Source organism: Opitutaceae bacterium TAV5, assembly GCA_000242935.3.
Classification (GTDB): Bacteria; Verrucomicrobiota; Verrucomicrobiia; order Opitutales; family Opitutaceae; genus Geminisphaera.
The window spans coordinates 6,516,322-6,534,538 of record CP007053.1; the positions used below are offsets into that span (position 1 = coordinate 6,516,322).

Here is an 18,217-nt window from a genome sequence, read left to right on the forward strand (position 1 = left end):
ACCGGATACCGGCTGTTGCGCCTTGGGTCGCCGGACGATCCGGAGAATGCAAGCACGACCGAGAAGCGGTCGCCAGGTGCCGCCGCGGACGGCTCGCCGGGATTTTCCGCTCCTTCGGGGGGAGCGCTGGCCTCCTCCCGACGGGCGGATCGGGTTCATCCGTTCGGAATCTCCGGCTCGACGAGCCGGGCCAGCTGGATGAGCGACTCCTGCCAGCCGAGGTAGCACATTTCGGCGGGAATCACGGCGGGCACACCCTCTTGCTCGATGTTCACCTCGGTGCCACAGGACACTTTCTTCAGGGTGACCGTCACCTGCATTTCGCCGGGCAGATTGGGGTCGTCGAACTTGTCGGTGTAGCGCAGGCGCTCGCCGGGGATCATTTCCAGAAAATTGCCGCCAAAGCTGTGGCTCTGGCCGGTGCCGAAATTCGTGAACGACATCCTGAAGCTGCCGCCCGCCTTCGGCTCGAAGTGGTGCATTTTGCCGGTAAAGCCGAACGGCGGCAGCCAGCGGCACATCGCATCGGCGTCGGTGAAGGCTTTATAAACTTTTTCAGGCGTCGAACGAAGAACGCGGTGCAGGCGGATGGTATGGGTGGACATGATTGCTTTTCCTTTTGGCGGAGGGTGACGGTTTTCAGTTGGTTTCAATCCTTCAACGAACGAAGCCCGCCGAAGCGGACATCGCAATCGGTTTTGGGGCGAACCCGGATTCACCCGCCTCTCCAATCAATACCGCTCTCCCGGATTTCAGGGGAAGTCCTGGCAGATGCATGCGGGAACCCTCGCCCGGAATGATCACGCCGGGCCGCATATCCCCCCTTTCTTCCTCGCGTGGACCGTTCCGGGTTTCGTCCGTCTTGAACTGGATGATAGCGCGCGCCAGCCACTCTCCGACTCCGACGTGACGTGGCCAAGCCCGCGCACGGCCTTGGCGGAGTCGATGCGCAGTCCGGGTTCGTGCAAACTCGCGTCGCGATTCCGTTGCCCGATTTTCACCCAATCCCCGGGAAAAATCAGCCTTTGCGCAAAAGCGGACGGATTCCGCGCCGTTGTCATGAAGCTGTAACACCGAAGTCCTATCGTAGCAGCATCATGATCGAAAAAGGCGAGTCCTCCCCTCCCCCTCCCTGCCTGCAAAGCGTCGCTGCCGGCGACACGGTCTGGATCACCCGCTTCTTTGTCCCGCAAGATCTGCGCGGGCGTCATCTCGGAACGACCATCGTCCGGAATTGGGAAAAGAACCTGCCTGCCCATGTCCGGACTGTCCGGCTCCGCGCGCCTGCCACCGATCCGGCCTGCCCGGGCCTCTTCTGGCAAAAACTCGGCTTCCGCCCTGTGCAACCGGACAGCGAACCGGCCTTCAGCGAATTCGATCTCACCCGCTTTTCCGAAATGGAAAAACATCTCCCCGCACGTTCCGGAACACCGGCCGGGATGGCCTGAGCATCCGCGGTTCCGCCACCCGCCTGCATCCGTCACACAAACTTAACATTCGCCACGCCGTTTTTTCTCCCCGCAGCCCGGGGTGTCCGGGCAGACTGGCCCTGTCATGAACGCCACCGCGCTCTCTCCGCTGCCACTCAGAGCTGACTGGCCGCTCAGCTCCATCTACCGCCTCGCGGACACCCGCCAGCGGACGCAAGACCCCTCCGCTTCTCCCGCCATCGTCTTCAGGGTTCTCCCGGAAAATCCGGCCGTGTTCTCCGCGACCTCCGGAACGCTCGTCCTGACCGCCTGCCGTCCGCATGTTTCCGGTCTCTACGACCTGCTGGCCGGCCCGTGGCGCTTTCTGGCCCGGATCGCCCATATCCACCGCGTGGACGACTCCGTCACCATCGGCCAGCTGGTCGGCCAGATGGCGGAGCACAACGAAACCCTCCGTATCCTTTCCCGCGATACGTCTTCCGGTGAAATCATCTTTTTGCGCCCGCCCGCCACTGATCCGCAATTCGGACACGTCCTCGCAGGCAATCCCCGGCCCGGGATACGCCGGGCAGTGACCGGCTAACGCCAGTGTCTCCGCAAGGACGCTTGCAGAAGAACCAGGCGTGTTATCAGCCGAAGCACATAGTGCATTCAGCCGCCCAGAAGGGGCTTGCGCAGGTCGTCGTCTACGCCCCTTGGGAGGACAGGAAAAATATCAAAATAAAGGTGCGACCCCTTACGGCTTGCCTTCAGATTACCCCAACGGGCTGGAACAGCGTGTTGCCTCGCAAGCAGTTCCTCCGGCTCAGCCGCAGCGCCATCGTGAATTTCCGGCATCTTTCGACCCTGAAGCGAGCATCCAGCCGTACGACGGCGGCGCTCGACAATGGCCAGCAAATCCCGGTTACTCGCTCCAGTAGGGAGGTCGGAGAACGTTTGCGCAGGTTGCCGGGGTGACGCGCAGGCGGCATTAATTCCCCGATCCCTTTCCCCGGCATTGCCTCCGCCCGGGGATCGCGCTGACTACCGTGTCGCACAAAAACCTGCATGAAATCTGTTGTCATCTACTCGGGCGGACTCGATTCCACCGTCCTGCTTTACGAGCTCGTGAACGAAAGCCGCGAGGTGAAGGCGCTTTCGATCAACTACGGCCAGCGCCACGTCCGCGAGCTGGAGGCCGCCCGTTCCCTCTGCGCGCTCCTCGGCGTCGAACACCGGATCGCCGACCTGCGCGCCATCGCCCCGCTTCTCTCCGGCAGCAGCCTCACCAGCGACGACATCCCCGTGCCCGACGGGCATTACTCCGAAGAGGTCATGAAGACCACCGTCGTCCCCAATCGTAACATGATCATGCTCTCGATCGCCGCCGGCTGGGCCATCTCGCAAAAATTCGACCGCGTGGCCTATGCCGCGCACGGCGGCGATCACGCCATCTATCCCGACTGCCGCCCCGAGTTTGCCGACGCCGTGGACCAAACCATCCGGCTCGCCGACTGGCACCGCGTCTCGCTGTACCGTCCGTTTGTCAGCCTGACCAAAGCCGACATCGTCCGTCGCGGCGCGGCGCTGGGCGTGCCCTTCGAAAAAACCTGGTCCTGCTACAAGGGCGGCCGGCTCCACTGCGGCGTGTGCGGGACGTGCATCGAGCGGCGCGAGGCGTTTTCGCTCGCCGGCATCCCCGATCCCACGGAGTACGACCCGGCCGCGCCGTCCGTGGAGAAACTGGTTCGCCATCACTGGAAACTCCCGTTCCCGTCTTCCGCATGATCACCTGCCGGAAAACCTGGATCGACATCCCGTTCGCGCATCGCCAGCACAGGCACGATGGCCACTGCGCGTGGATTCACGGCCACAACTGGTCGATCACGCTGACTTTCGGCTGCCACCGCGCGGACGAAAACGGATTCGTGATCGATTTCGGAAAACTCCAGTTCATCAAGCGCTGGATCGACCGGCACCTCGATCATGCCTGCGTCTTTAATGCCGACGACCCGCTCCGCGAGCAGATCGTCGCCGCCTGCCCCGATGTCTGGAAAATCCATGTCGTGCCCAGTTGCTCCTGCGAAGGACTCGCCCGGCATTTTTACGAGGTGCTCGGCGCGCTCGTGGACAAGGAAACCGGCGGACGCGCCTTCCTCGTCGCGGTCGAAGTCGCGGAAGACTCGAAAAACATCGCCACCTTCACCCCCGATTTCCTTCCCCGGCCGCACCCGCCCGAGCCGCCGGCCCTCGTCTGACCGGCGACTACAACCCGACGGGGGGACCATCATCCCATGAGCGCAAGCACGACGCTTCCGGTTTACGAAACCTTCTTCACCTGGCAGGGCGAGGGCTGCCACATGGGGCGCGCCGCGTTTTTTATCCGCACCTTCGGCTGCCCCGTAAAATGCGCCTGGTGCGACTCCGCCGGCACGTGGCATCCGGACTGGGTGCCCGCCGACGTGCCGCGCATCGCGGTGGACGAACTGGCCGCGCATGCCCGCGCCACTGCGGCGGTTTTCGCCGTGGTCACCGGCGGCGAGCCGGCGATCCACGACCTGCGTCCGCTGACGGCCGCGCTCCGGGCCGCCGGCCTGCCCGCGCACCTGGAAACCTCCGGCGCGTATCCGGTTCGCGGAGACTTCGCCTGGATCACCGTGAGCCCCAAATGGGCCCGGCCGCCGCTGCCGGAAAACCTTCGCCGGGCCGACGAACTCAAGCTCATCGTGGAGGATGCCGATTCGATCCGGCGCTGGTGGGACGCCATCGGCGACGAGGTCAGCGCCGTGCGGCATGTGTGGCTGCATCCCGAGTGGTCGCGCCGTGAAGACCCGGCGGTGCTCGGCGCGATTTCCGCCTGGATCAAGACGCACGGCGACCCCTTCCGCGCCGGCTGGCAACTCCATCGTCTCTATAATGTGGACGCCCTCGACACCCGCGCCCGCCCCGCCATTCCCCTCGGCGGCGACCCGGCCCGCGGATACTGAGGGGAGGAACCGCTAATGGATTTCGCCAACAGGCGAAATCTTCAAAGTGAAGCTGTGACTGATCGTCGCAGCAGGGAACTGTCGGGGGCCGCTGATCGCGGCCCGGTCAGATTCATGGAAACAAAATGGCCTGCGATCAGCAGGCCCCGGCAGTGTGTTCCGGAGGCGATCAGCCGGAGGGGTGCCTGAAGATTTCGCCATTGGCGAAATCCATTAGCGGTTCCTTTTCCCCCCCTTGGCCGCTTTGGCCGCTTCGCAACTTCGTCCTTTCAGTCCCTGCCGCCTTTTGCATGGATCGCCGGATGGCTGACCCGAAGATTCTCGAAACCTTTCCCAATCCCGCTCCGCATCGCGATTACGTCATCGAGCACACGCACCACGAATTTACCTCGGTATGCCCCATCACCGGTCATCCCGATTTCGCCGCGATTACCGTGCGTTATGTCGCCCACCAGGTGTGTGTGGAGCTCAAGTCGCTCAAGCTCTACTTCCACGCCTTCCGCAACGAAGGCATTTTTTTCGAGGCGGTCACCAACAAGATCTGCGACGACCTCGGCCAGTCGCTCCGGCCCCGCTCGCTCACCATCATCGCCAACTGGAAAGGCCGCGGCGGTATCACGTCCGTCATCACCGCCGACTGGCAGCCATCGGCCGCCGGCTGATCTGCGGAATCCGGAATACCGACGTCCAGCTTCAGCCCCTCCATTCGTTCCCGGCCGGGGAACAACAACAAACCCCGGCCGGGAACCGGATCATTGGCGGACATCACACTGACCCGAAGAATTGCGCCGGACGAAGCACCGGCGCGGCCAACAAGGCATCCCTGCTTCCGGGCCTTGCAGCCCGACCTGGCAAGAAAAATATCCGGAAAGCCTCCCGTCACCAGGCCAGGGCACCGTCGCCGGCCAGTCCGCCATGACACGGGTCGCCGGCTGTGTTGTCTGCCGCCGGGTGAAAAACATCCAGCATCGCACCCAGGAGATCTTCGGTTTCATCGCGGTGCGGCGTCTGTTCAAAATCTATGGCCACGAGGTGATGGCTGACGGTTCTTTGTTGGTTCGGCGCTTCCTCGTCTTGCTTCATGGGATCGGATTTGTCCTCGCGGCAACGCGCCGCTCCGGAGACACACTGCACAGCAGGACCGGTGCCAGCATCGCGACAGGCGGTTGGCAAATCCGACGATATGCGGGTCAAATCCGGTGAAACGGCTCCGCCCGGACGGACATGGATGGCAACGAATCCGGCCCCGTCACACCCCGTTGACCTGCTCGCCCAGAATGCGCGCGACCTGGTTCACGTCCTTGTCGCCGCGGCCGCTGAGGTTGACGAGAACGATCTTGCCCTTGCCGAGCGCCCTGGCGCGCTTGATGCCCTCGACGACCGCGTGGGTCGATTCCAGCGCCGGGATGATGCCCTCGAGTCGCGATACGAGCTGGAAGGTTTCCAGCACCTCGTCGTCGCACGCATAGGCGTAATCGATCCGTCCGCGGTCACGGTACCAGGCGTGTTCGGGGCCGATCGCCGCGTAGTCGAGGCCGGCGCTGACGGAATGCGTCAGCTCGATCTGCCCGTCCGGGTTTTGCAGGATCCAGGTTTTTGCACCCTGCAGCACGCCGAGTTTGCCACCCTCGAACCGCGCCGCGTGCTCGCCGCGACGGATGCCGCGGCCACCCGCCTCGACGCCGATCAGGCGCACGTCCTCAAACGGCAAAAATTCGAAAAACACGCCGATCGCATTGGAGCCGCCGCCCACGCACGCAATGATCTCGTCCGGCAGGCGGCCTTCCCGCGCCATGATCTGCTCGCGCGCCTCTTGCCCGATCACGCGATGAAAGTCGCGCACCATCATCGGATACGGGTGCGAACCGAGCGCGGAGCCGAGGATGTAGTGCGTGCTGCGGACGTTGGTCACCCAGTCGCGCATGGCTTCGTTGACGGCATCCTTGAGCGTTTTCTGGCCGGCCTCCACCCCGCGCACTTCCGCGCCCATCAGACGCATACGAAAAACATTGAGCGCCTGGCGCTCCATGTCGACCGAGCCCATGTACACGACACACTCGAGCCCGAATTTCGCGCAGACCGCCGCCGTGGCCACACCGTGCTGGCCGGCTCCGGTTTCCGCGATGATGCGCTTCTTGCCCATGCGACGGGCGAGAAGGGCCTGGCCGATGGCGTTGTTGATCTTGTGCGCGCCGGTGTGGAGCAGGTCCTCGCGCTTGAAATAAATCTTCGCGCCGCCGCAATGTTCCGTGAGCCGGCCGGCGTAATAAAGCCCGGTGGGACGCCCGGCGAACTCCTTCAGGTGCCAGCGCAGCTCCTCGACAAACGCCGGATCGTTGCGGGCGACTTCGTAGGCGTCGCCCAGCTCCTTGAGCGCAGTGAAGAGCGTCTCGGGAACGTAGGCGCCGCCGTAGGCGCCGAAGCGGCCATGCGCATCGGGCAGCGAATCGGGCGAAACAGGAGCGGCGGATGAAGTGGCGGCGGAGCCGGAAGAAGAGGCCATGTACACCATGCGAAGGCCACACGCCGCGTCTGGCAAACGGGATTTCCGCCAGACCGGATGGATTTCGGGATTTTCGATTCCCGATTTTCGATTGCAGAAATCAGGCGCTGGCGCGGCCGGAGCGTTTCCCCGGAGTGGCAGGATCCACTCGGGAATCGGGAATCGAAAATCCTTCAGGCCAGAGCCCGCTGCTCCACGAAGACCTCGCGCAGGGCGAGGCTGAGGCGGTCCTGCAAGGCCTGGAGTTTCCGGTAACGGCCCACGTTTTTCCGGTCGGGAACGCAGCGGGTGGACTCGTTCACGGCAACGATCCGGCCCGTGTAGTCGGAGAGTTTCGTTTTTCCGCCTTCGCGCAGGTCGCGCGCCCACACGGCCTGCAACGCGCCGCCCAGGGCCGCGCCTTCGTCCTCGACCATGCCGACCACCGGGACGCCGAAAATGTCCGCCATGATCTGACGCCATACCGGCGATTTGCCGCCGCCGCCGGTGACGCGGATTTCCTTCGCCTTCACACCGAGCGAAGCCAGGCGGAGCAAACCGTAATTCATGCCCATCGTCGCTCCTTCCATGGCCGCGCGCGCCATATGCGAGGCGTTGCCGGTTTTGCTGTTGAGCCCGAGAAACACGCCGGAGCCGGCCGGCACATTCGGCGTGCGCTCGCCCGCGAGGTAAGGCAACAGCACGAGGCCGCCGGAACCGGCGGGGGCGCCGGCCACGGCTTTATCGAGCTGGCGGTAATCGAAACTGAAAAGCGCGCGCATCTGCTCGGTGACGGTGGTGACGTTCATCGTGCAAAGGAGCGGGAGCCAACCGCCGCTCGAGGAGCAGAACGCCGCGATCTCGCCATCGGGATCGACCACCGGACGGTCGGAGTACGCGTAGATCGTGCCGCTCGTGCCGAAGCTCGCCGTCACCACGCCCGCGCTCACGTTGCCCGTGCCGATCGCGCCCATCATGTTGTCGCCGCCGCCGGCCGAGACGATCACGTCGTCGCCGAGCCCGTAACGTCGCGCGAGTTCGGGACGCACCGTGCCGGCAACGGCGCTCGACTCGCCGGGCGGCGGAAGCCAGTCGGCGAGGTTTTTGTCGATCGCCTCGATCGCATCGCGCGACCACACGCGGCGGCGTACGTCCATGAGCGCGGTGCCCGAGGCGTCGCCGTGCTCCATGAAGTAGTTGCCGGTCAGATAAAAATTCAGGTAGTCGTGCGGCAGCAGCACGTGGCGGAGGCGCTTGTACCGGGCGGGTTCGTTGCGCTTCAGCCAGAGGATTTTCGGCGCGGTGTAGCCGGGCAGGAAGGGCACACCCGTCTTGCGGATAACGGATTTCACCGTGCCGAATTTTTTCGTCAGCAACTCGCACTCTTTCGCCGTCGAGGTATCGCACCAGAGCTTGGCCGGGCGGATGACCGCGCCCCTGGCATCGAGCGGCACGAAACCGTGCTGCTGCCCGGAGACCCCGATGCCGCGCACGGAGCGGGCGCGACGCGGACCGATTTTTGCGAGCACGCCGCCAATGACGGTGTCGAGCGCCGCCGTCCAGTCCTGCGGATGCTGCTCCATGTGACCGACCGGCAAGCCGGAGATCAACTGGTGCGGAGCGCGGGCCTCCGCGATGACCTTGCCCGCTTCGGGATCGAGGACAACGGCCTTGGTCGACTGGGTACCGGAATCGATGCCAATGTAGAGATTCATGAGGGATAAATTTGCTCAACAGGTGGGCACAAATGCGGTCCGATGGACACAAAAAACCGGTGTCGTCGCAGCAAAAAAGAGGAGCATCGGACCAAGGCCGTCCGGCACGGTCGGGACGCCCGCGGAACAGCAGACGGCGAACCCGCAGCTACGGGAAATGCGTGCGACGGGTGCGGGCGGTCTCGCCTGCGCCGCTCACTCCCTCGCCGTGCCGGCCGAGAGATCCGCGGCCTTTGCGCCGATGGCGCCGGCAATGGCGCTGCGGTTGTCGAGATGATCGCGGATGACATTCACCAGCGCGCTCCCGACGACCACGCCATCGGCATGGCGCGCCACTTCGGTGACATGCGCCCGCTTGCCGATGCCAAAACCGACCACCACCGGCAGCGTCGTCCGGGCCTTGATCCGCGCGAGGGCAGGACCGACGCCCGCCGCGACGGCATCCTGCACGCCGGTCACGCCCTCGCGCGACACGTAGTAGATAAAACCCGTCGCAGCCTTCGCGATCACGGCGATGCGTTCATCGGGCGTGGTCGGTGCGACAATAAAAACCGTTTTCACGCCGTGGTGCGCACAGGCGCCGGCGACGTCCGACGCTTCTTCCGGCGGCAGATCGAGCGTGAGAATGGCATCGATACCGGCCTGCTTCGCCTGCTGCACCCAGGCGTCGACGCCGTTGGAGAACACGAGATTGTAGTAGGTGTAGTAAACCAGCGGCACCTGAGGAAACTCCTCGCGCAGTTTCCGGGTGAGCTCGAAGACGCGGGCCGCCGTCATGCCGCTTTCCAGCGCGCGCTGGGCGGCGAGCTGGTTCGTCAAGCCGTCGGCGAGCGGATCGGAGAACGGCACGCCAAGCTCCAGAATATCCACCCCGTTGCGCAATACCGCCCGACAGGCTTCGAGCGATGTGTCGAAATCCGGGTCCCCGGCGCACAAATAGGCGACAAAGGCGGCGCGATTTTCCTGCTGGCAGCGTTGAAACGTCTCGGCGATGCGGTCCATGGAGATGTCATGCGCGCAAAAAACCGCCCGTCTGGCAACATCCGCGATGCACTTTGTCGATCATCGCAAGCCTCCCTCCCGGCTCCTCCGGCCTTCGCGCCCCCCTCCCCTTCCCCAATCGCCCGCAAAAAAACCGGACGGCCTTGCGCGGCGCGATCCGGTTTCGAAAACAACGGGCAGGCCACGGACGGAGAAACTCCCCCCCCGCGGCCCGGGTCCGGTCAAAGTGTCTTGATGTCGATCTTCTTGAGCAGTTGCTTGAGGATTTTGCCGGACTTGAACTTCACCACGGCGCGCTCGGGGATCACGACCTCGGCGTCGGGCTTGTTCGGGTTGCGGCCGATGCGCGACTTGCGACGCTGGACCTCGAGCACGCCGAAGTTGCGAAGCTCTACGTTCCGGCCCTCGGACAAGGCTCGCATGATAATGTCCAGAGTCATCTGGACCGAAGCCACGATTTCCTTCTGGGGAAACCCGGTCTTTTCGTAAATTTCGAGGACGATCTCGCGTTTGGTCAGATTAGCAGGCATGGTTGGATTCCTTTATTAGATCAGGTTATCGGTCGTTCCGTAACCTACGTGCTCTTCATCGATTACGTCAAACCACCTTTTGATTTTTTACTGACATGGATACACAAGATCCTTTTAACCAACTACCTGCAAACATCAGGGAAATGCTCCGGAAAGCGGGCATGTCCGGATTTTCCGCGCCCTCTCCAACCAGCCAGAGCGCCGGTACTTCGGAAACGCCGCCGGCCGCCGAGACGCGCGACGAGACGCTCGCGCGCATCCGCGCCTTCAGCCTCAAGCCGCGTGAAATCCGCGACCACCTCGACCGCTTCGTCATCCAGCAGGCCGAGGCGAAAAAGGTCCTCTCCGTCGCCATCTGCGACCATTACAACCACGTCCGGCAGTGCCTCGAAAACCCCGACCTGCGCGAGCGCGACTACGCCAAGCAAAACATCCTCGTACTCGGCCCCACCGGCGTGGGCAAGACCTACCTCATGCGCAACATCGCGCGCCTCATCGGCGTGCCCTTCGTGAAGGCCGATGCGACAAAATTTTCCGAAACCGGCTACGTCGGCGGCGATGTGGACGACATCGTGCGCGACCTCGTCAAGGCGGCCGACGGCGACGTCGAGCTCGCCCAGTACGGCATCGTCTACATCGACGAGATCGACAAGATCGCCTCCGCCACCGGCTCCGCTTCGGGCGGCGGCGGGCGCGACGTCTCCGGCCGCGGCGTGCAGATCAACCTCCTCAAGCTCATGGAGGACACCGACGTCAACCTCCAGAGCCAGACCGACCTCGCCTCGCAGATGCAGGCCATGATGGAGATGCAGCGCACGGGAAAAACCCGCAAACGCACCATCAACACCCGCCACATCCTCTTCATCGTCAGCGGCGCCTTCGACAAGCTCGCCGAAAATATCCGCCGCCGCATCGAGAAAAACCGCATCGGCTTCGCCGCCTCCCTTCCCCTCCCCGACGGCACCGCGGCCGCAGCCGGCGCCGGCGCGACCGGCGTCGCCACCGAGGACATCGCGCCGCCGCGCCCCGACGTGCCGACCGATTACCTGCGCTTCGCCGAATCCCGCGATTTTATCGACTACGGCATGGAGCCGGAATTTGTCGGCCGCCTCCCTGTGCGCGTGGCCTGCCAGCACCTCACCGCCTCCGATCTCGAAAAAATCCTCAACACCTCCGAAGGCAGCATCCTGCAACAATACCGCGCCGACTTCGGCGGCTACGGCATCGATTTCGAAATCACGCCCGAGGCCATCACCGAAGTCGCCCGCCTCGCCCACCGCGAGAGCACCGGCGCGCGCGGCCTCATGACCGTGCTCGAACGCGTGCTGCGCGACTTCAAGTTCGAGCTTCCCTCGACCGCGATCAAGGCCTTCCGCATCGACGCCGCCACCGTGGCCGCGCCGCGCGAGACGCTCCGCGCCCTCCTGCGCGAATCCGCGCATCGCCAGCACGATGTGCTCAAGGCCGATGTCCTCGCCTTCTCGCAACGTTTCCAGGAAGAACACACCTTCCAGCTCATCTTCACCGACGACGCCATCGACACCCTCATCGAGCAGAGCCTCGCGACCGACAAAACCATCCGCGCGCTCTGCGAGGACAAATTCCGCAACTTTCACCACGGCCTCAAGCTCCTCGCCCGCGACGGCGAACCGTCCGTCACCACCATCGACCGCCACGTGGTGGAAAACCCGGACAAGGCCATCTCCGAGTGGGTCGTCGCCCGCTTCCGCTGACCGGAAACGCTGAAATACCGGCCTCCCGAAAACCGGCAACCGGCCCGTGGCGGCAACCGGTATTTCAGCTTTCAGCCTTTCAGCATTTCAGCTTTTTCTCTCCTGCCATGCCCGATCCTGTCGCCGTCAACACCATGTTTGGCCGCATTGCCCGTCGCTACGACCTCGCCAACCGGCTTCTCAGCGGCGGCGCCGACGTGTGGTGGCGCTGGCGTCTCGTCCGCCGCGTCCGTCGCGGTCTCCTCGCCTCCGCTCCCGCCGCCCGGCCCGCCGATGTGCTCGACCTCGCCACCGGCAGCGGTGACGTGGCCTTCGCCCTCGCCCGCGCTCTCCCGCCCGCCGCGCGCATCACCGGCATGGATTTCTGCCAGCCCATGCTCGACGAGGCCTCCGCCAAACAGCGCGCCCTCGGCAGCGACACCTCCGCCGCCCGCATCGTCTTCCGGCAAGGCGACGGCATGGCCCTGGCGCTCGACGACGAGTGCATGGACGCCGTCACCATTTCCTTCGGCCTGCGCAACATGGCCAGCCGCCTGCAAGCTCTCCGCGAGATGCACCGCGTGCTCCGCCCCGGCGGCCGCGTGCACGTGCTGGAGTTTTCCCAGCCCTGGCGCTGGTTCCGGCTGCTCTACTTTTTTTACCTCCGGCGCATCCTCCCGCGCATCGCCGGCATCGTCACCGGCGACAAAAGCGCCTACGACTACCTCTGCGGCTCGATCGAGACGTACCCGACCCACAGCGCCATGAGCAACGAACTCCGCCTCGCCGGCTTCCGCCAGATCGAGGTCATCCGCATGACCGCCGGCATCGTCGCCCTCCACATCGGGAAAAAGCTGAAAGCAGAAAACTGAAACACCGCCGGCTCACCCTGATCCAGAAGCTGGAACCGCTAAAATTCGCTAAAAACCGCTAAATGAAAACAGGTCGGAGACGAAACCGGAATGCCTTTGTTTAGCGTCCCTTAGCGTCCTTTAGCGGTTCCCCCTCTGCCAGCTATTCCAGATTTCAGCTTTTCAGATTTCAGCTTTTCAGCTTTTTCCTCCCTGTGGTTCCCGACGCCGATTATCGCATCAAACTGCCCGTCTTCGAGGGCCCGCTCGATCTTCTCCTCTTCCTCATCCGGAAAAACGAGATCGACATCTACGATATCCCCATCGAGTCGGTCACACGCCAGTACATCGACGTCCTCCACTCGATGCAGGAACTGGACCTGGAAATCGCCGGCGAGTTTTTCGTCATGGCCGCCTCGCTCATGGAAATCAAGAGCCGCATGCTCCTTCCCCGTGGCCAGGCCGCCACCGGCCCGGCGGAGGACGACGACGCCCTCGATCCCCGCTGGGAACTCGTCCATCAGCTCCTCCAGTACCGCAAGTTCAAGGAAGCCGCCGGCAAGCTCGACGAACTCTCGATCTTCCAGCGCGACATGCTCCCCCGCGTCGTCATCCAGGAAACCGCCACCGAAGCCGAACGCCCGCTCAGGCCCGCCGACAAGATCGAACTCTGGAACGTCTTCAACATCGTCCTGCGCCGCCTCGCCGAAAAACTCGTCATCGGCGAAATCCAGGACGAGCAGGTCACCGTCTCCGACAAGATGGAAGAATTGCTCGCCCTCACCCGCACTCAAAAATCATTCATTTTTACCGACCTTTTCACCGGCCCCGTCACCGTCCGCGTGCTCGTTGCCACCTTCATCGCCGTGCTCGAGCTCACCCGCCTGCGCAAGCTCCGCATCAGCCAGACCGAAGCGTACACCGACATCCTCTGCACCGCCGTCGAGGACGAGGACCCGCCGCCCACCCCCGCCGCCGCGGTCGAAACGGCTGCTCCGGAAAGCAATGAAGTGCAAAACCCTCTTGAAACACCGGAGGAACCTCACACCGTCACCCCGTGAGCAAACGCCCTCGAAAAAAGACCGACGCCCCGAAAAAAGCTCCCCGCAAAGCCGGGCTCCTTGGAGTCGGCCTCGATAATGACGACGGGCACAAACGCATCACCCGGGGCGAAAAATTCGTGCTCGTCGGCGGCTCCGAGGAAACCCACGGCCGCATGACCGAAACCGTCGTCAAGACGTTCGAGGAGCTCAAGCGCCGCGACAAACACCTCGAAACCGTCGAACCGCGCGAACTGGCCGAGATCATCGACAAATCCACCCCGCGCTAGACAATCGCCTCCTTTCGTTCCACGTTTCTCTTTTCTGCATTCCCGGAACCCTCACATTTCTGTCATCCACATGAGCGACACATCCCCCGAGCAACCCGCGACTCCCTCCGCTCCGAAGCTTTCCCTGAAGCTTCCGGCCCAAAACAAGCCCGCCGCCACTCCGCCGCCCGCTTCCGGACCGGCATCTCCCGCGCCCGCGCCTGCCGCCGCTCCGGCTGCCGTGACGCCGACTCCCGCCCCTTCTCCTGCGCCGCTCGGTTTTGCCGCGCCCGCCCCGACCCCGGCTCCTGCGCCGGCCGCCTTTGCGCCCCCTTCGCCGGTCGCCTCCACTCCCGGCGGCATCGCGCCCAAACCGCCCGTCCGGCTCGGAGGTGTTCCTCTCGCCGGCGCCCCCAAACCGCCTCCGGCCGCCAGCAAGCCGCCGGGTCCCGGCTTCGCCAAACCCCCCGGTTATGGAACCGCCGCCGCCGCATCCTCCTTCTCCTCTGCTCCCGCCGAGGAGGACTTTGAAGAGGAAGAAGCCGGCACGCCCGCCTGGCAGGCCGTCATTGCCTTCATCGCCGCCGCCGGCGCGATCACCAGCGCCGTTCTTCTCTATTTCAAAGACGCATCCTGAACTGAAAAAACATGTCCGCCACCATCACCCAACTGAATAACGATTCATTCCAGAGCACCATCAGCAGCTCCAGCCTTGTCCTTGTGGACTTCTGGGCTCCGTGGTGCGGTCCTTGCAAGGCCATCGCCCCGATCCTCGACCAGCTCTCCACCGAGCTCGGCGACAAGGTGACGATCGGCAAGGTCAACGTCGACGACAACGGCGAACTCGCCGCGAAGTACGGCGTCCGTGCCATTCCCACCCTTCTTCTTTTCAAGAATGGCGAGATCGCCGAGACCATTGTCGGCCTGCAATCCAAGGAAACGCTGAAGCAGAAGATTCTCGCGCAAGCCGCCTGAGTTTTTTTCCGACAACGTCTCCCCCCCGTTTCTCCCGTAACCCGGCCTTCGCGCCGGGTTATGTTTTTTCGGGAGGGGCCGCGACGAAACCTGTCCGCGTTTCACAGATTGCTCCCCTGCGGAAACCGGTCGCGAAATTCCTTGGGAGCGATGCCGTGGTTTTTTTTGAACCACGCGGAAAAATCCGACGCGTGCGCGAAGCCGAGGTCGTGCGCGATCTGCTTGAGCGGGATGGGGCTGTTGATCAGCATCCGCTTGCACGTCTCGCGACGGCGCAGGTCGAGGTATTTTTTCGGAGTGAGGCTCATCTCCGCGCTGAAAAGCCGCACGAACTGGCTGAGCCCGAGCCCCACTTCCACCGCCAGATCGCGTTCGCGGAACTTGTGCGAGAGCGGCTGGTTGTCGAGGCGCGAGAGCGCATGCAACACGCGTTCGTCACGCGTGCCCAGGCGCGTTGGTTTGAGTCCGCATGCGATCAGCGCTCCGGAAAACGCCCCGATAAATTCCAGGAGCCGCGTCTTGATGCCGATGAACGCTCCCATCGAAAAATGGCGGATGCCGAGCAGCGTCGGATCGTCCGCCGGCGTGTGATCGCGGGCAGCCCCCAGCAACGCCCGGGCGCGGACTTCCAGATCGGGAAACCGGTGGCGCGGAAAACTCACGCCAAGCCCTTCGTCGAACAGCGGCCTCCCGTCGGGCCACTGCGCCTGGAAGCGGATCGAGAGCAGGTGCGTGCCGGGGGCGAAATCCTGCCGGCGGATGCCCGGGCGCGGGATGACCCACTCGTCCGCTCCCGCGCGGATCGTCTGGCCGGCATAGGAAACGGTCAGCGCACCGGAGAGCACCAGCCACGCGACGCTCGACTCGGGAAACAGCGATCCGCCGCCGCCATCGAGCGGGATGTCGCCCTCATAGATCCAGAGCAGGTTGGTCTTGAGCGCCATCCAGTCCTGGTAACGGGTCGTGAGCGCTTGTCCTGACGGAGCGACGGGAAACGGGGAAGCCGGGTGGTCGGGCATTCGCTGACTATCGGGGGAAAATTCCGGCGGTGGCGAGTCCGGGCATGCCGGTTTTTACGGTGATCCTGCTCCCGTGTCCGCCGGTTCCAGGCGCGTCGTCACCGTCGCCTCCGCGCGACCGGCCGGCAGTTCGAGATAAAAACCGGCGCGACGCCGGGGAGGCAGATCAGGCGACGAACCCTGATAAAGCGTGAAGTCGCCGCCACCCTGCACGGAAAATGTCACACGCAGTACCGGCCCGCCGGGGAACTCCACGTCGATCGCGGCGCGATCCCGAAACGGTGCCGAACGCACCTGTTTCCAGTAACGAAACGCCGCCGGACGGTTTCGCGAAAACTCCTTGTCCGGCACCGCGACAAACGCGGTGTCGGGACGCGGCGTACCGTACAGGTGCAAGGCGAGGCCGAGGCGCGTTTCCCTCGCGCCGGAACCGGCCAGCGTCACCGTGGCTTCGTCGATCAGGGCATCGCCGTCGATCCGCAGCGTGCGGGTTGCGGACACGCCTTCGCGATAATCCGGTTGCGCGGCGGACATCACGCCGGCGTCGGCATCGAACCGGAGCAGTTTTCCGGGATGCCAGGGGTTTTGCCCCTCGCCGTCTGCGAGCGGCACATTGTGGTTGAGTCCGCGCGTGTAGTAGTCGCTCCAGAGTCTGGAGCCGTAGCCGACGTTGCCGGGATCGGCCGTGATGCGCGTTTTCCCGAAATACGCCGACCAGTTGAGCGCCTCGCCCTGGGCATGCGGACGCCCCGCCTGACCGTAATGGAAAAAAACCTGCCAAGGACCGCGCCGGAGCTGGGCGAACCGGGTGGTTTCGAAATGACGAGAGACCACCGGAGGCAGGTCTTCAAGTGGCGCGGGCGTCCCGCCCGCTTCCGATGTGGCACGGGCATCCTTGCCCGTGAGCGTTGCCTCTCCGCGTGCCGCAGGCTTTTTCTGCCAATCGCCCGCTTCCGGAGACGGACGGTTTGTATCAGAAAAAACCCGCGCCACATCCTCCGGCGGGTCGAGCAGCTTGTCCCACGACGGCTTGCCCGCCATCGCCATCGCCAGGCCGAGGGTCGTCGGCAACGTGCGGTAATTCGAACCGAGACGGCCGGACGGCGCGCGCTGCGTGCCGGCGCTATCCGCGGGGTTGGGCACCGTGTTGTCGGGAAACCGGATCTGCAACGTGGCGAGCATCATGTTTTGCACGATGGCCGCTTCATGGCGGATGCGGTCGGCCTGCCCGGTGAGCCCGGCGAACACCAGCAGCGGCTGCATGCCCATCATGACAAAATCGTGGTAGGGCATCGACTGCTCGAACCAGAACCACTCGCCGGTGACGCCATGTTCGAAAAGCCTGTGCAGGCCGTATTCGCCATCGAGAGCGCGGGAAAGCAGCGAATCGTCGCGATACAACATCGCAACCTGCGCCTGGGCGACGCGCTCCCAGAGGGTGTGATTGTGAAAACCGCGGGAGGCCTCATCGAGGAATTCGAACTCGGGGAGGAAGAGTTTTTTCAGCCACGCCTGGCGACGCGCCGCGGGCGCTTCGGGTGAGTCGAAAACCAGCCGCGCCGCTTCCGTGAGGCGCGTGAGCATCACGCCGTCGTTGAACGGCATTACGCCCAGCCTGCCGGTGTGCCCCTTCGCCACCGGCCACGCACCGGCCGCAAAACCGTCCGCATAGAAATCGAGCTGGGAGGCCACCCAGGCCGCGTAGCGGACATCGTCCGTGAGCCGGTAAAAACGGGCCGCCTCGGCGATCATTTCCATGTGCTGCTTGCGGAACTTGTCCACCCACCCTCCCATGATTTTCGGCGTGATTTCGACATCGTGGCCGGTGCGGCTCCTGAGTTTCGGCGCCTCCTCGCCGGGGATGTCCGGCGTCCAGACGAGAAACGATCCGTCGCGCGGACTGACAAAATCGTGACCCCGGCCGCCCACCCATTCGCGGCGATCCCGGTGACGCGCCATCCACGCGTCCACCGTTGCGCGTTTTTCGGCGATCCACTTCGCCCATTCCGGATCGTCGGCGACACGCTGGCGGGCGCCCGCCCAGTCCTCGAGGGGCATGCGATAAACGGAACCGTCAGGTTGAAGGATTTTCAAGCCGAGGCTGGCGAAGGCCTTTTCAGGATCGGGTTTCGGGAAACCGCGGTCTTGCGCGAGTACGGCCAGGGGGAAAACGAGAAGAGCGATCAGAGCCGGGGATTTCATGGAGTCGTGTGTCGGATAATTGGA

General features: G+C 64.1%; 23 protein-coding genes. 14 read left to right on the plus strand and 9 right to left on the minus strand.

The genetic code is table 11. The annotated features are described in order from the left end of the window. Positions 1-155: 155 nt before the first annotated feature. Complete coding sequence (locus tag OPIT5_27455) at positions 156-605, minus strand: activator of HSP90 ATPase (protein ID AHF93389.1); 450 nt, start codon at positions 603-605, stop codon at positions 156-158. 166 nt (positions 606-771) lie between these two features. On the opposite strand from OPIT5_27455, the gene OPIT5_27460 reads away from it, so the two are divergent. From OPIT5_27460 to OPIT5_27490, 7 genes are all read left to right on the plus strand, one after another. Continuing rightward, complete coding sequence (locus OPIT5_27460) at positions 772-1,071, plus strand: hypothetical protein (GenBank protein ID AHF93390.1); 300 nt, start codon at positions 772-774, stop codon at positions 1,069-1,071. A 26-nt stretch (positions 1,072-1,097) separates the two neighbouring features. Continuing rightward, positions 1,098-1,448, plus strand: coding sequence for a hypothetical protein (locus OPIT5_27465; GenBank protein AHF93391.1), 351 nt, complete (start codon positions 1,098-1,100; stop codon positions 1,446-1,448). A 106-nt stretch (positions 1,449-1,554) separates the two neighbouring features. Then, positions 1,555-2,013, plus strand: coding sequence for a hypothetical protein (locus OPIT5_27470; protein AHF93392.1), 459 nt, complete (start codon positions 1,555-1,557; stop codon positions 2,011-2,013). Between the two features lie 23 nt (positions 2,014-2,036). Then, positions 2,037-2,387 carry a hypothetical protein gene (locus OPIT5_27475; protein AHF94812.1) on the plus strand — a complete coding sequence of 117 codons (351 nt, stop codon included), beginning with the start codon at positions 2,037-2,039 and terminating at the stop codon, positions 2,385-2,387. 90 nt (positions 2,388-2,477) lie between these two features. After that, on the plus strand, positions 2,478-3,197 hold the full coding sequence (locus OPIT5_27480) for a 7-cyano-7-deazaguanine synthase (GenBank protein AHF93393.1): 720 nt from the start codon (positions 2,478-2,480) through the stop codon (positions 3,195-3,197). Then, the gene (locus tag OPIT5_27485; GenBank protein ID AHF93394.1) at positions 3,194-3,667 is read left to right on the plus strand and encodes a 6-pyruvoyl tetrahydropterin synthase; all 474 of its coding nucleotides are present in this window, start codon (positions 3,194-3,196) and stop codon (positions 3,665-3,667) included. Before OPIT5_27480 ends, OPIT5_27485 begins: the two co-directional genes overlap by 4 nt. A gap of 36 nt (positions 3,668-3,703) precedes the next feature. After that, entirely contained in the window at positions 3,704-4,396 is a 693-nt protein-coding gene (locus OPIT5_27490) for a 7-carboxy-7-deazaguanine synthase (protein ID AHF93395.1), read from the plus strand. Positions 4,397-4,565: 169 nt separating this feature from the next. Here the strand turns inward: OPIT5_27490 and OPIT5_27495 are convergent, their stop codons facing one another. After that, on the minus strand, positions 4,566-4,688 hold the full coding sequence (locus OPIT5_27495; GenBank protein ID AHF94813.1) for a hypothetical protein: 123 nt from the start codon (positions 4,686-4,688) through the stop codon (positions 4,566-4,568). Between the two features lie 10 nt (positions 4,689-4,698). Here OPIT5_27495 and OPIT5_27500 point away from each other — a divergent pair, with 10 nt between their 5' ends. After that, a complete protein-coding gene (locus OPIT5_27500) occupies positions 4,699-5,058 on the plus strand; it encodes a 7-cyano-7-deazaguanine reductase (protein ID AHF93396.1) in 360 nt (119 codons plus the stop codon). A gap of 217 nt (positions 5,059-5,275) precedes the next feature. On the opposite strand, the gene OPIT5_27505 is transcribed toward OPIT5_27500, so the two are convergent. From OPIT5_27505 to OPIT5_27525, 5 genes are all read right to left on the minus strand, one after another. Further along, positions 5,276-5,479 (minus strand): hypothetical protein, encoded by a 204-nt coding sequence (locus OPIT5_27505; GenBank protein ID AHF94814.1) that lies wholly within the window; start codon positions 5,477-5,479, stop codon positions 5,276-5,278. 166 nt (positions 5,480-5,645) lie between these two features. Continuing rightward, positions 5,646-6,908 carry a tryptophan synthase subunit alpha gene (locus OPIT5_27510; GenBank protein AHF93397.1) on the minus strand — a complete coding sequence of 421 codons (1,263 nt, stop codon included), beginning with the start codon at positions 6,906-6,908 and terminating at the stop codon, positions 5,646-5,648. A gap of 164 nt (positions 6,909-7,072) precedes the next feature. Then, positions 7,073-8,593, minus strand: a complete 1,521-nt coding sequence (locus OPIT5_27515) for a D-xylulokinase (protein AHF93398.1) — start codon at positions 8,591-8,593, stop codon at positions 7,073-7,075. A gap of 195 nt (positions 8,594-8,788) precedes the next feature. Beyond that, complete coding sequence (trpA, locus tag OPIT5_27520) at positions 8,789-9,595, minus strand: tryptophan synthase subunit alpha (protein ID AHF93399.1); 807 nt, start codon at positions 9,593-9,595, stop codon at positions 8,789-8,791. A gap of 221 nt (positions 9,596-9,816) precedes the next feature. Further along, positions 9,817-10,125: a DNA-binding protein gene (locus OPIT5_27525; GenBank protein ID AHF93400.1), complete on the minus strand. Its 309-nt coding sequence runs from the start codon at positions 10,123-10,125 to the stop codon at positions 9,817-9,819. Positions 10,126-10,268: 143 nt separating this feature from the next. On the opposite strand from OPIT5_27525, the gene OPIT5_27530 reads away from it, so the two are divergent. The 6 genes from OPIT5_27530 (at position 10,269) to OPIT5_27555 (ending at position 14,972) form a co-directional block, all read left to right on the plus strand. After that, complete coding sequence (locus tag OPIT5_27530; protein ID AHF93401.1) at positions 10,269-11,858, plus strand: ATPase AAA; 1,590 nt, start codon at positions 10,269-10,271, stop codon at positions 11,856-11,858. A gap of 107 nt (positions 11,859-11,965) precedes the next feature. Beyond that, the gene (locus tag OPIT5_27535; protein ID AHF93402.1) at positions 11,966-12,709 is read left to right on the plus strand and encodes a ubiquinone biosynthesis protein; all 744 of its coding nucleotides are present in this window, start codon (positions 11,966-11,968) and stop codon (positions 12,707-12,709) included. A gap of 194 nt (positions 12,710-12,903) precedes the next feature. After that, positions 12,904-13,749: a chromosome segregation and condensation protein ScpA gene (locus tag OPIT5_27540; GenBank protein AHF93403.1), complete on the plus strand. Its 846-nt coding sequence runs from the start codon at positions 12,904-12,906 to the stop codon at positions 13,747-13,749. Next, complete coding sequence (locus OPIT5_27545; GenBank protein AHF93404.1) at positions 13,746-14,018, plus strand: hypothetical protein; 273 nt, start codon at positions 13,746-13,748, stop codon at positions 14,016-14,018. Before OPIT5_27540 ends, OPIT5_27545 begins: the two co-directional genes overlap by 4 nt. A gap of 70 nt (positions 14,019-14,088) precedes the next feature. After that, a complete protein-coding gene (locus tag OPIT5_27550) occupies positions 14,089-14,634 on the plus strand; it encodes a hypothetical protein (protein AHF93405.1) in 546 nt (181 codons plus the stop codon). 11 nt (positions 14,635-14,645) lie between these two features. Beyond that, positions 14,646-14,972 carry a thioredoxin gene (locus tag OPIT5_27555; protein ID AHF93406.1) on the plus strand — a complete coding sequence of 109 codons (327 nt, stop codon included), beginning with the start codon at positions 14,646-14,648 and terminating at the stop codon, positions 14,970-14,972. A 101-nt stretch (positions 14,973-15,073) separates the two neighbouring features. Here the strand turns inward: OPIT5_27555 and OPIT5_27560 are convergent, their stop codons facing one another. Both OPIT5_27560 and OPIT5_27565 read right to left on the minus strand, forming a co-directional pair. After that, positions 15,074-15,991 carry an AraC family transcriptional regulator gene (locus OPIT5_27560; GenBank protein AHF93407.1) on the minus strand — a complete coding sequence of 306 codons (918 nt, stop codon included), beginning with the start codon at positions 15,989-15,991 and terminating at the stop codon, positions 15,074-15,076. A gap of 54 nt (positions 15,992-16,045) precedes the next feature. After that, positions 16,046-18,193: a heparinase gene (locus OPIT5_27565; GenBank protein ID AHF93408.1), complete on the minus strand. Its 2,148-nt coding sequence runs from the start codon at positions 18,191-18,193 to the stop codon at positions 16,046-16,048. Between the last annotated feature and the right edge of the window lie 24 nt (positions 18,194-18,217).

Excerpts from the sequence above, each read along its gene's own strand:
- OPIT5_27455 (AHF93389.1), bottom strand. The coding sequence starts at position 605 with ATGTCCACCCATACCATCCGCCTGCACCGCGTTCTTCGTTCGACGCCT.
- OPIT5_27460 (AHF93390.1), top strand. The coding sequence starts at position 772 with ATGCATGCGGGAACCCTCGCCCGGAATGATCACGCCGGGCCGCATATC.
- OPIT5_27465 (AHF93391.1), top strand. The coding sequence starts at position 1,098 with ATGATCGAAAAAGGCGAGTCCTCCCCTCCCCCTCCCTGCCTGCAAAGC.
- OPIT5_27470 (AHF93392.1), top strand. The coding sequence starts at position 1,555 with ATGAACGCCACCGCGCTCTCTCCGCTGCCACTCAGAGCTGACTGGCCG.
- OPIT5_27480 (AHF93393.1), top strand. The coding sequence starts at position 2,478 with ATGAAATCTGTTGTCATCTACTCGGGCGGACTCGATTCCACCGTCCTG.
- OPIT5_27485 (AHF93394.1), top strand. The coding sequence starts at position 3,194 with ATGATCACCTGCCGGAAAACCTGGATCGACATCCCGTTCGCGCATCGC.
- OPIT5_27490 (AHF93395.1), top strand. The coding sequence starts at position 3,704 with ATGAGCGCAAGCACGACGCTTCCGGTTTACGAAACCTTCTTCACCTGG.
- OPIT5_27495 (AHF94813.1), bottom strand. The coding sequence starts at position 4,688 with ATGCAAAAGGCGGCAGGGACTGAAAGGACGAAGTTGCGAAGCGGCCAA.
- OPIT5_27500 (AHF93396.1), top strand. The coding sequence starts at position 4,699 with ATGGCTGACCCGAAGATTCTCGAAACCTTTCCCAATCCCGCTCCGCAT.
- OPIT5_27505 (AHF94814.1), bottom strand. The coding sequence starts at position 5,479 with ATGAAGCAAGACGAGGAAGCGCCGAACCAACAAAGAACCGTCAGCCAT.
- OPIT5_27510 (AHF93397.1), bottom strand. The coding sequence starts at position 6,908 with ATGGTGTACATGGCCTCTTCTTCCGGCTCCGCCGCCACTTCATCCGCC.
- OPIT5_27515 (AHF93398.1), bottom strand. The coding sequence starts at position 8,593 with ATGAATCTCTACATTGGCATCGATTCCGGTACCCAGTCGACCAAGGCC.
- trpA (AHF93399.1), bottom strand. The coding sequence starts at position 9,595 with ATGGACCGCATCGCCGAGACGTTTCAACGCTGCCAGCAGGAAAATCGC.
- OPIT5_27525 (AHF93400.1), bottom strand. The coding sequence starts at position 10,125 with ATGCCTGCTAATCTGACCAAACGCGAGATCGTCCTCGAAATTTACGAA.
- OPIT5_27530 (AHF93401.1), top strand. The coding sequence starts at position 10,269 with ATGCTCCGGAAAGCGGGCATGTCCGGATTTTCCGCGCCCTCTCCAACC.
- OPIT5_27535 (AHF93402.1), top strand. The coding sequence starts at position 11,966 with ATGCCCGATCCTGTCGCCGTCAACACCATGTTTGGCCGCATTGCCCGT.
- OPIT5_27550 (AHF93405.1), top strand. The coding sequence starts at position 14,089 with ATGAGCGACACATCCCCCGAGCAACCCGCGACTCCCTCCGCTCCGAAG.
- OPIT5_27555 (AHF93406.1), top strand. The coding sequence starts at position 14,646 with ATGTCCGCCACCATCACCCAACTGAATAACGATTCATTCCAGAGCACC.
- OPIT5_27560 (AHF93407.1), bottom strand. The coding sequence starts at position 15,991 with ATGCCCGACCACCCGGCTTCCCCGTTTCCCGTCGCTCCGTCAGGACAA.
- OPIT5_27565 (AHF93408.1), bottom strand. The coding sequence starts at position 18,193 with ATGAAATCCCCGGCTCTGATCGCTCTTCTCGTTTTCCCCCTGGCCGTA.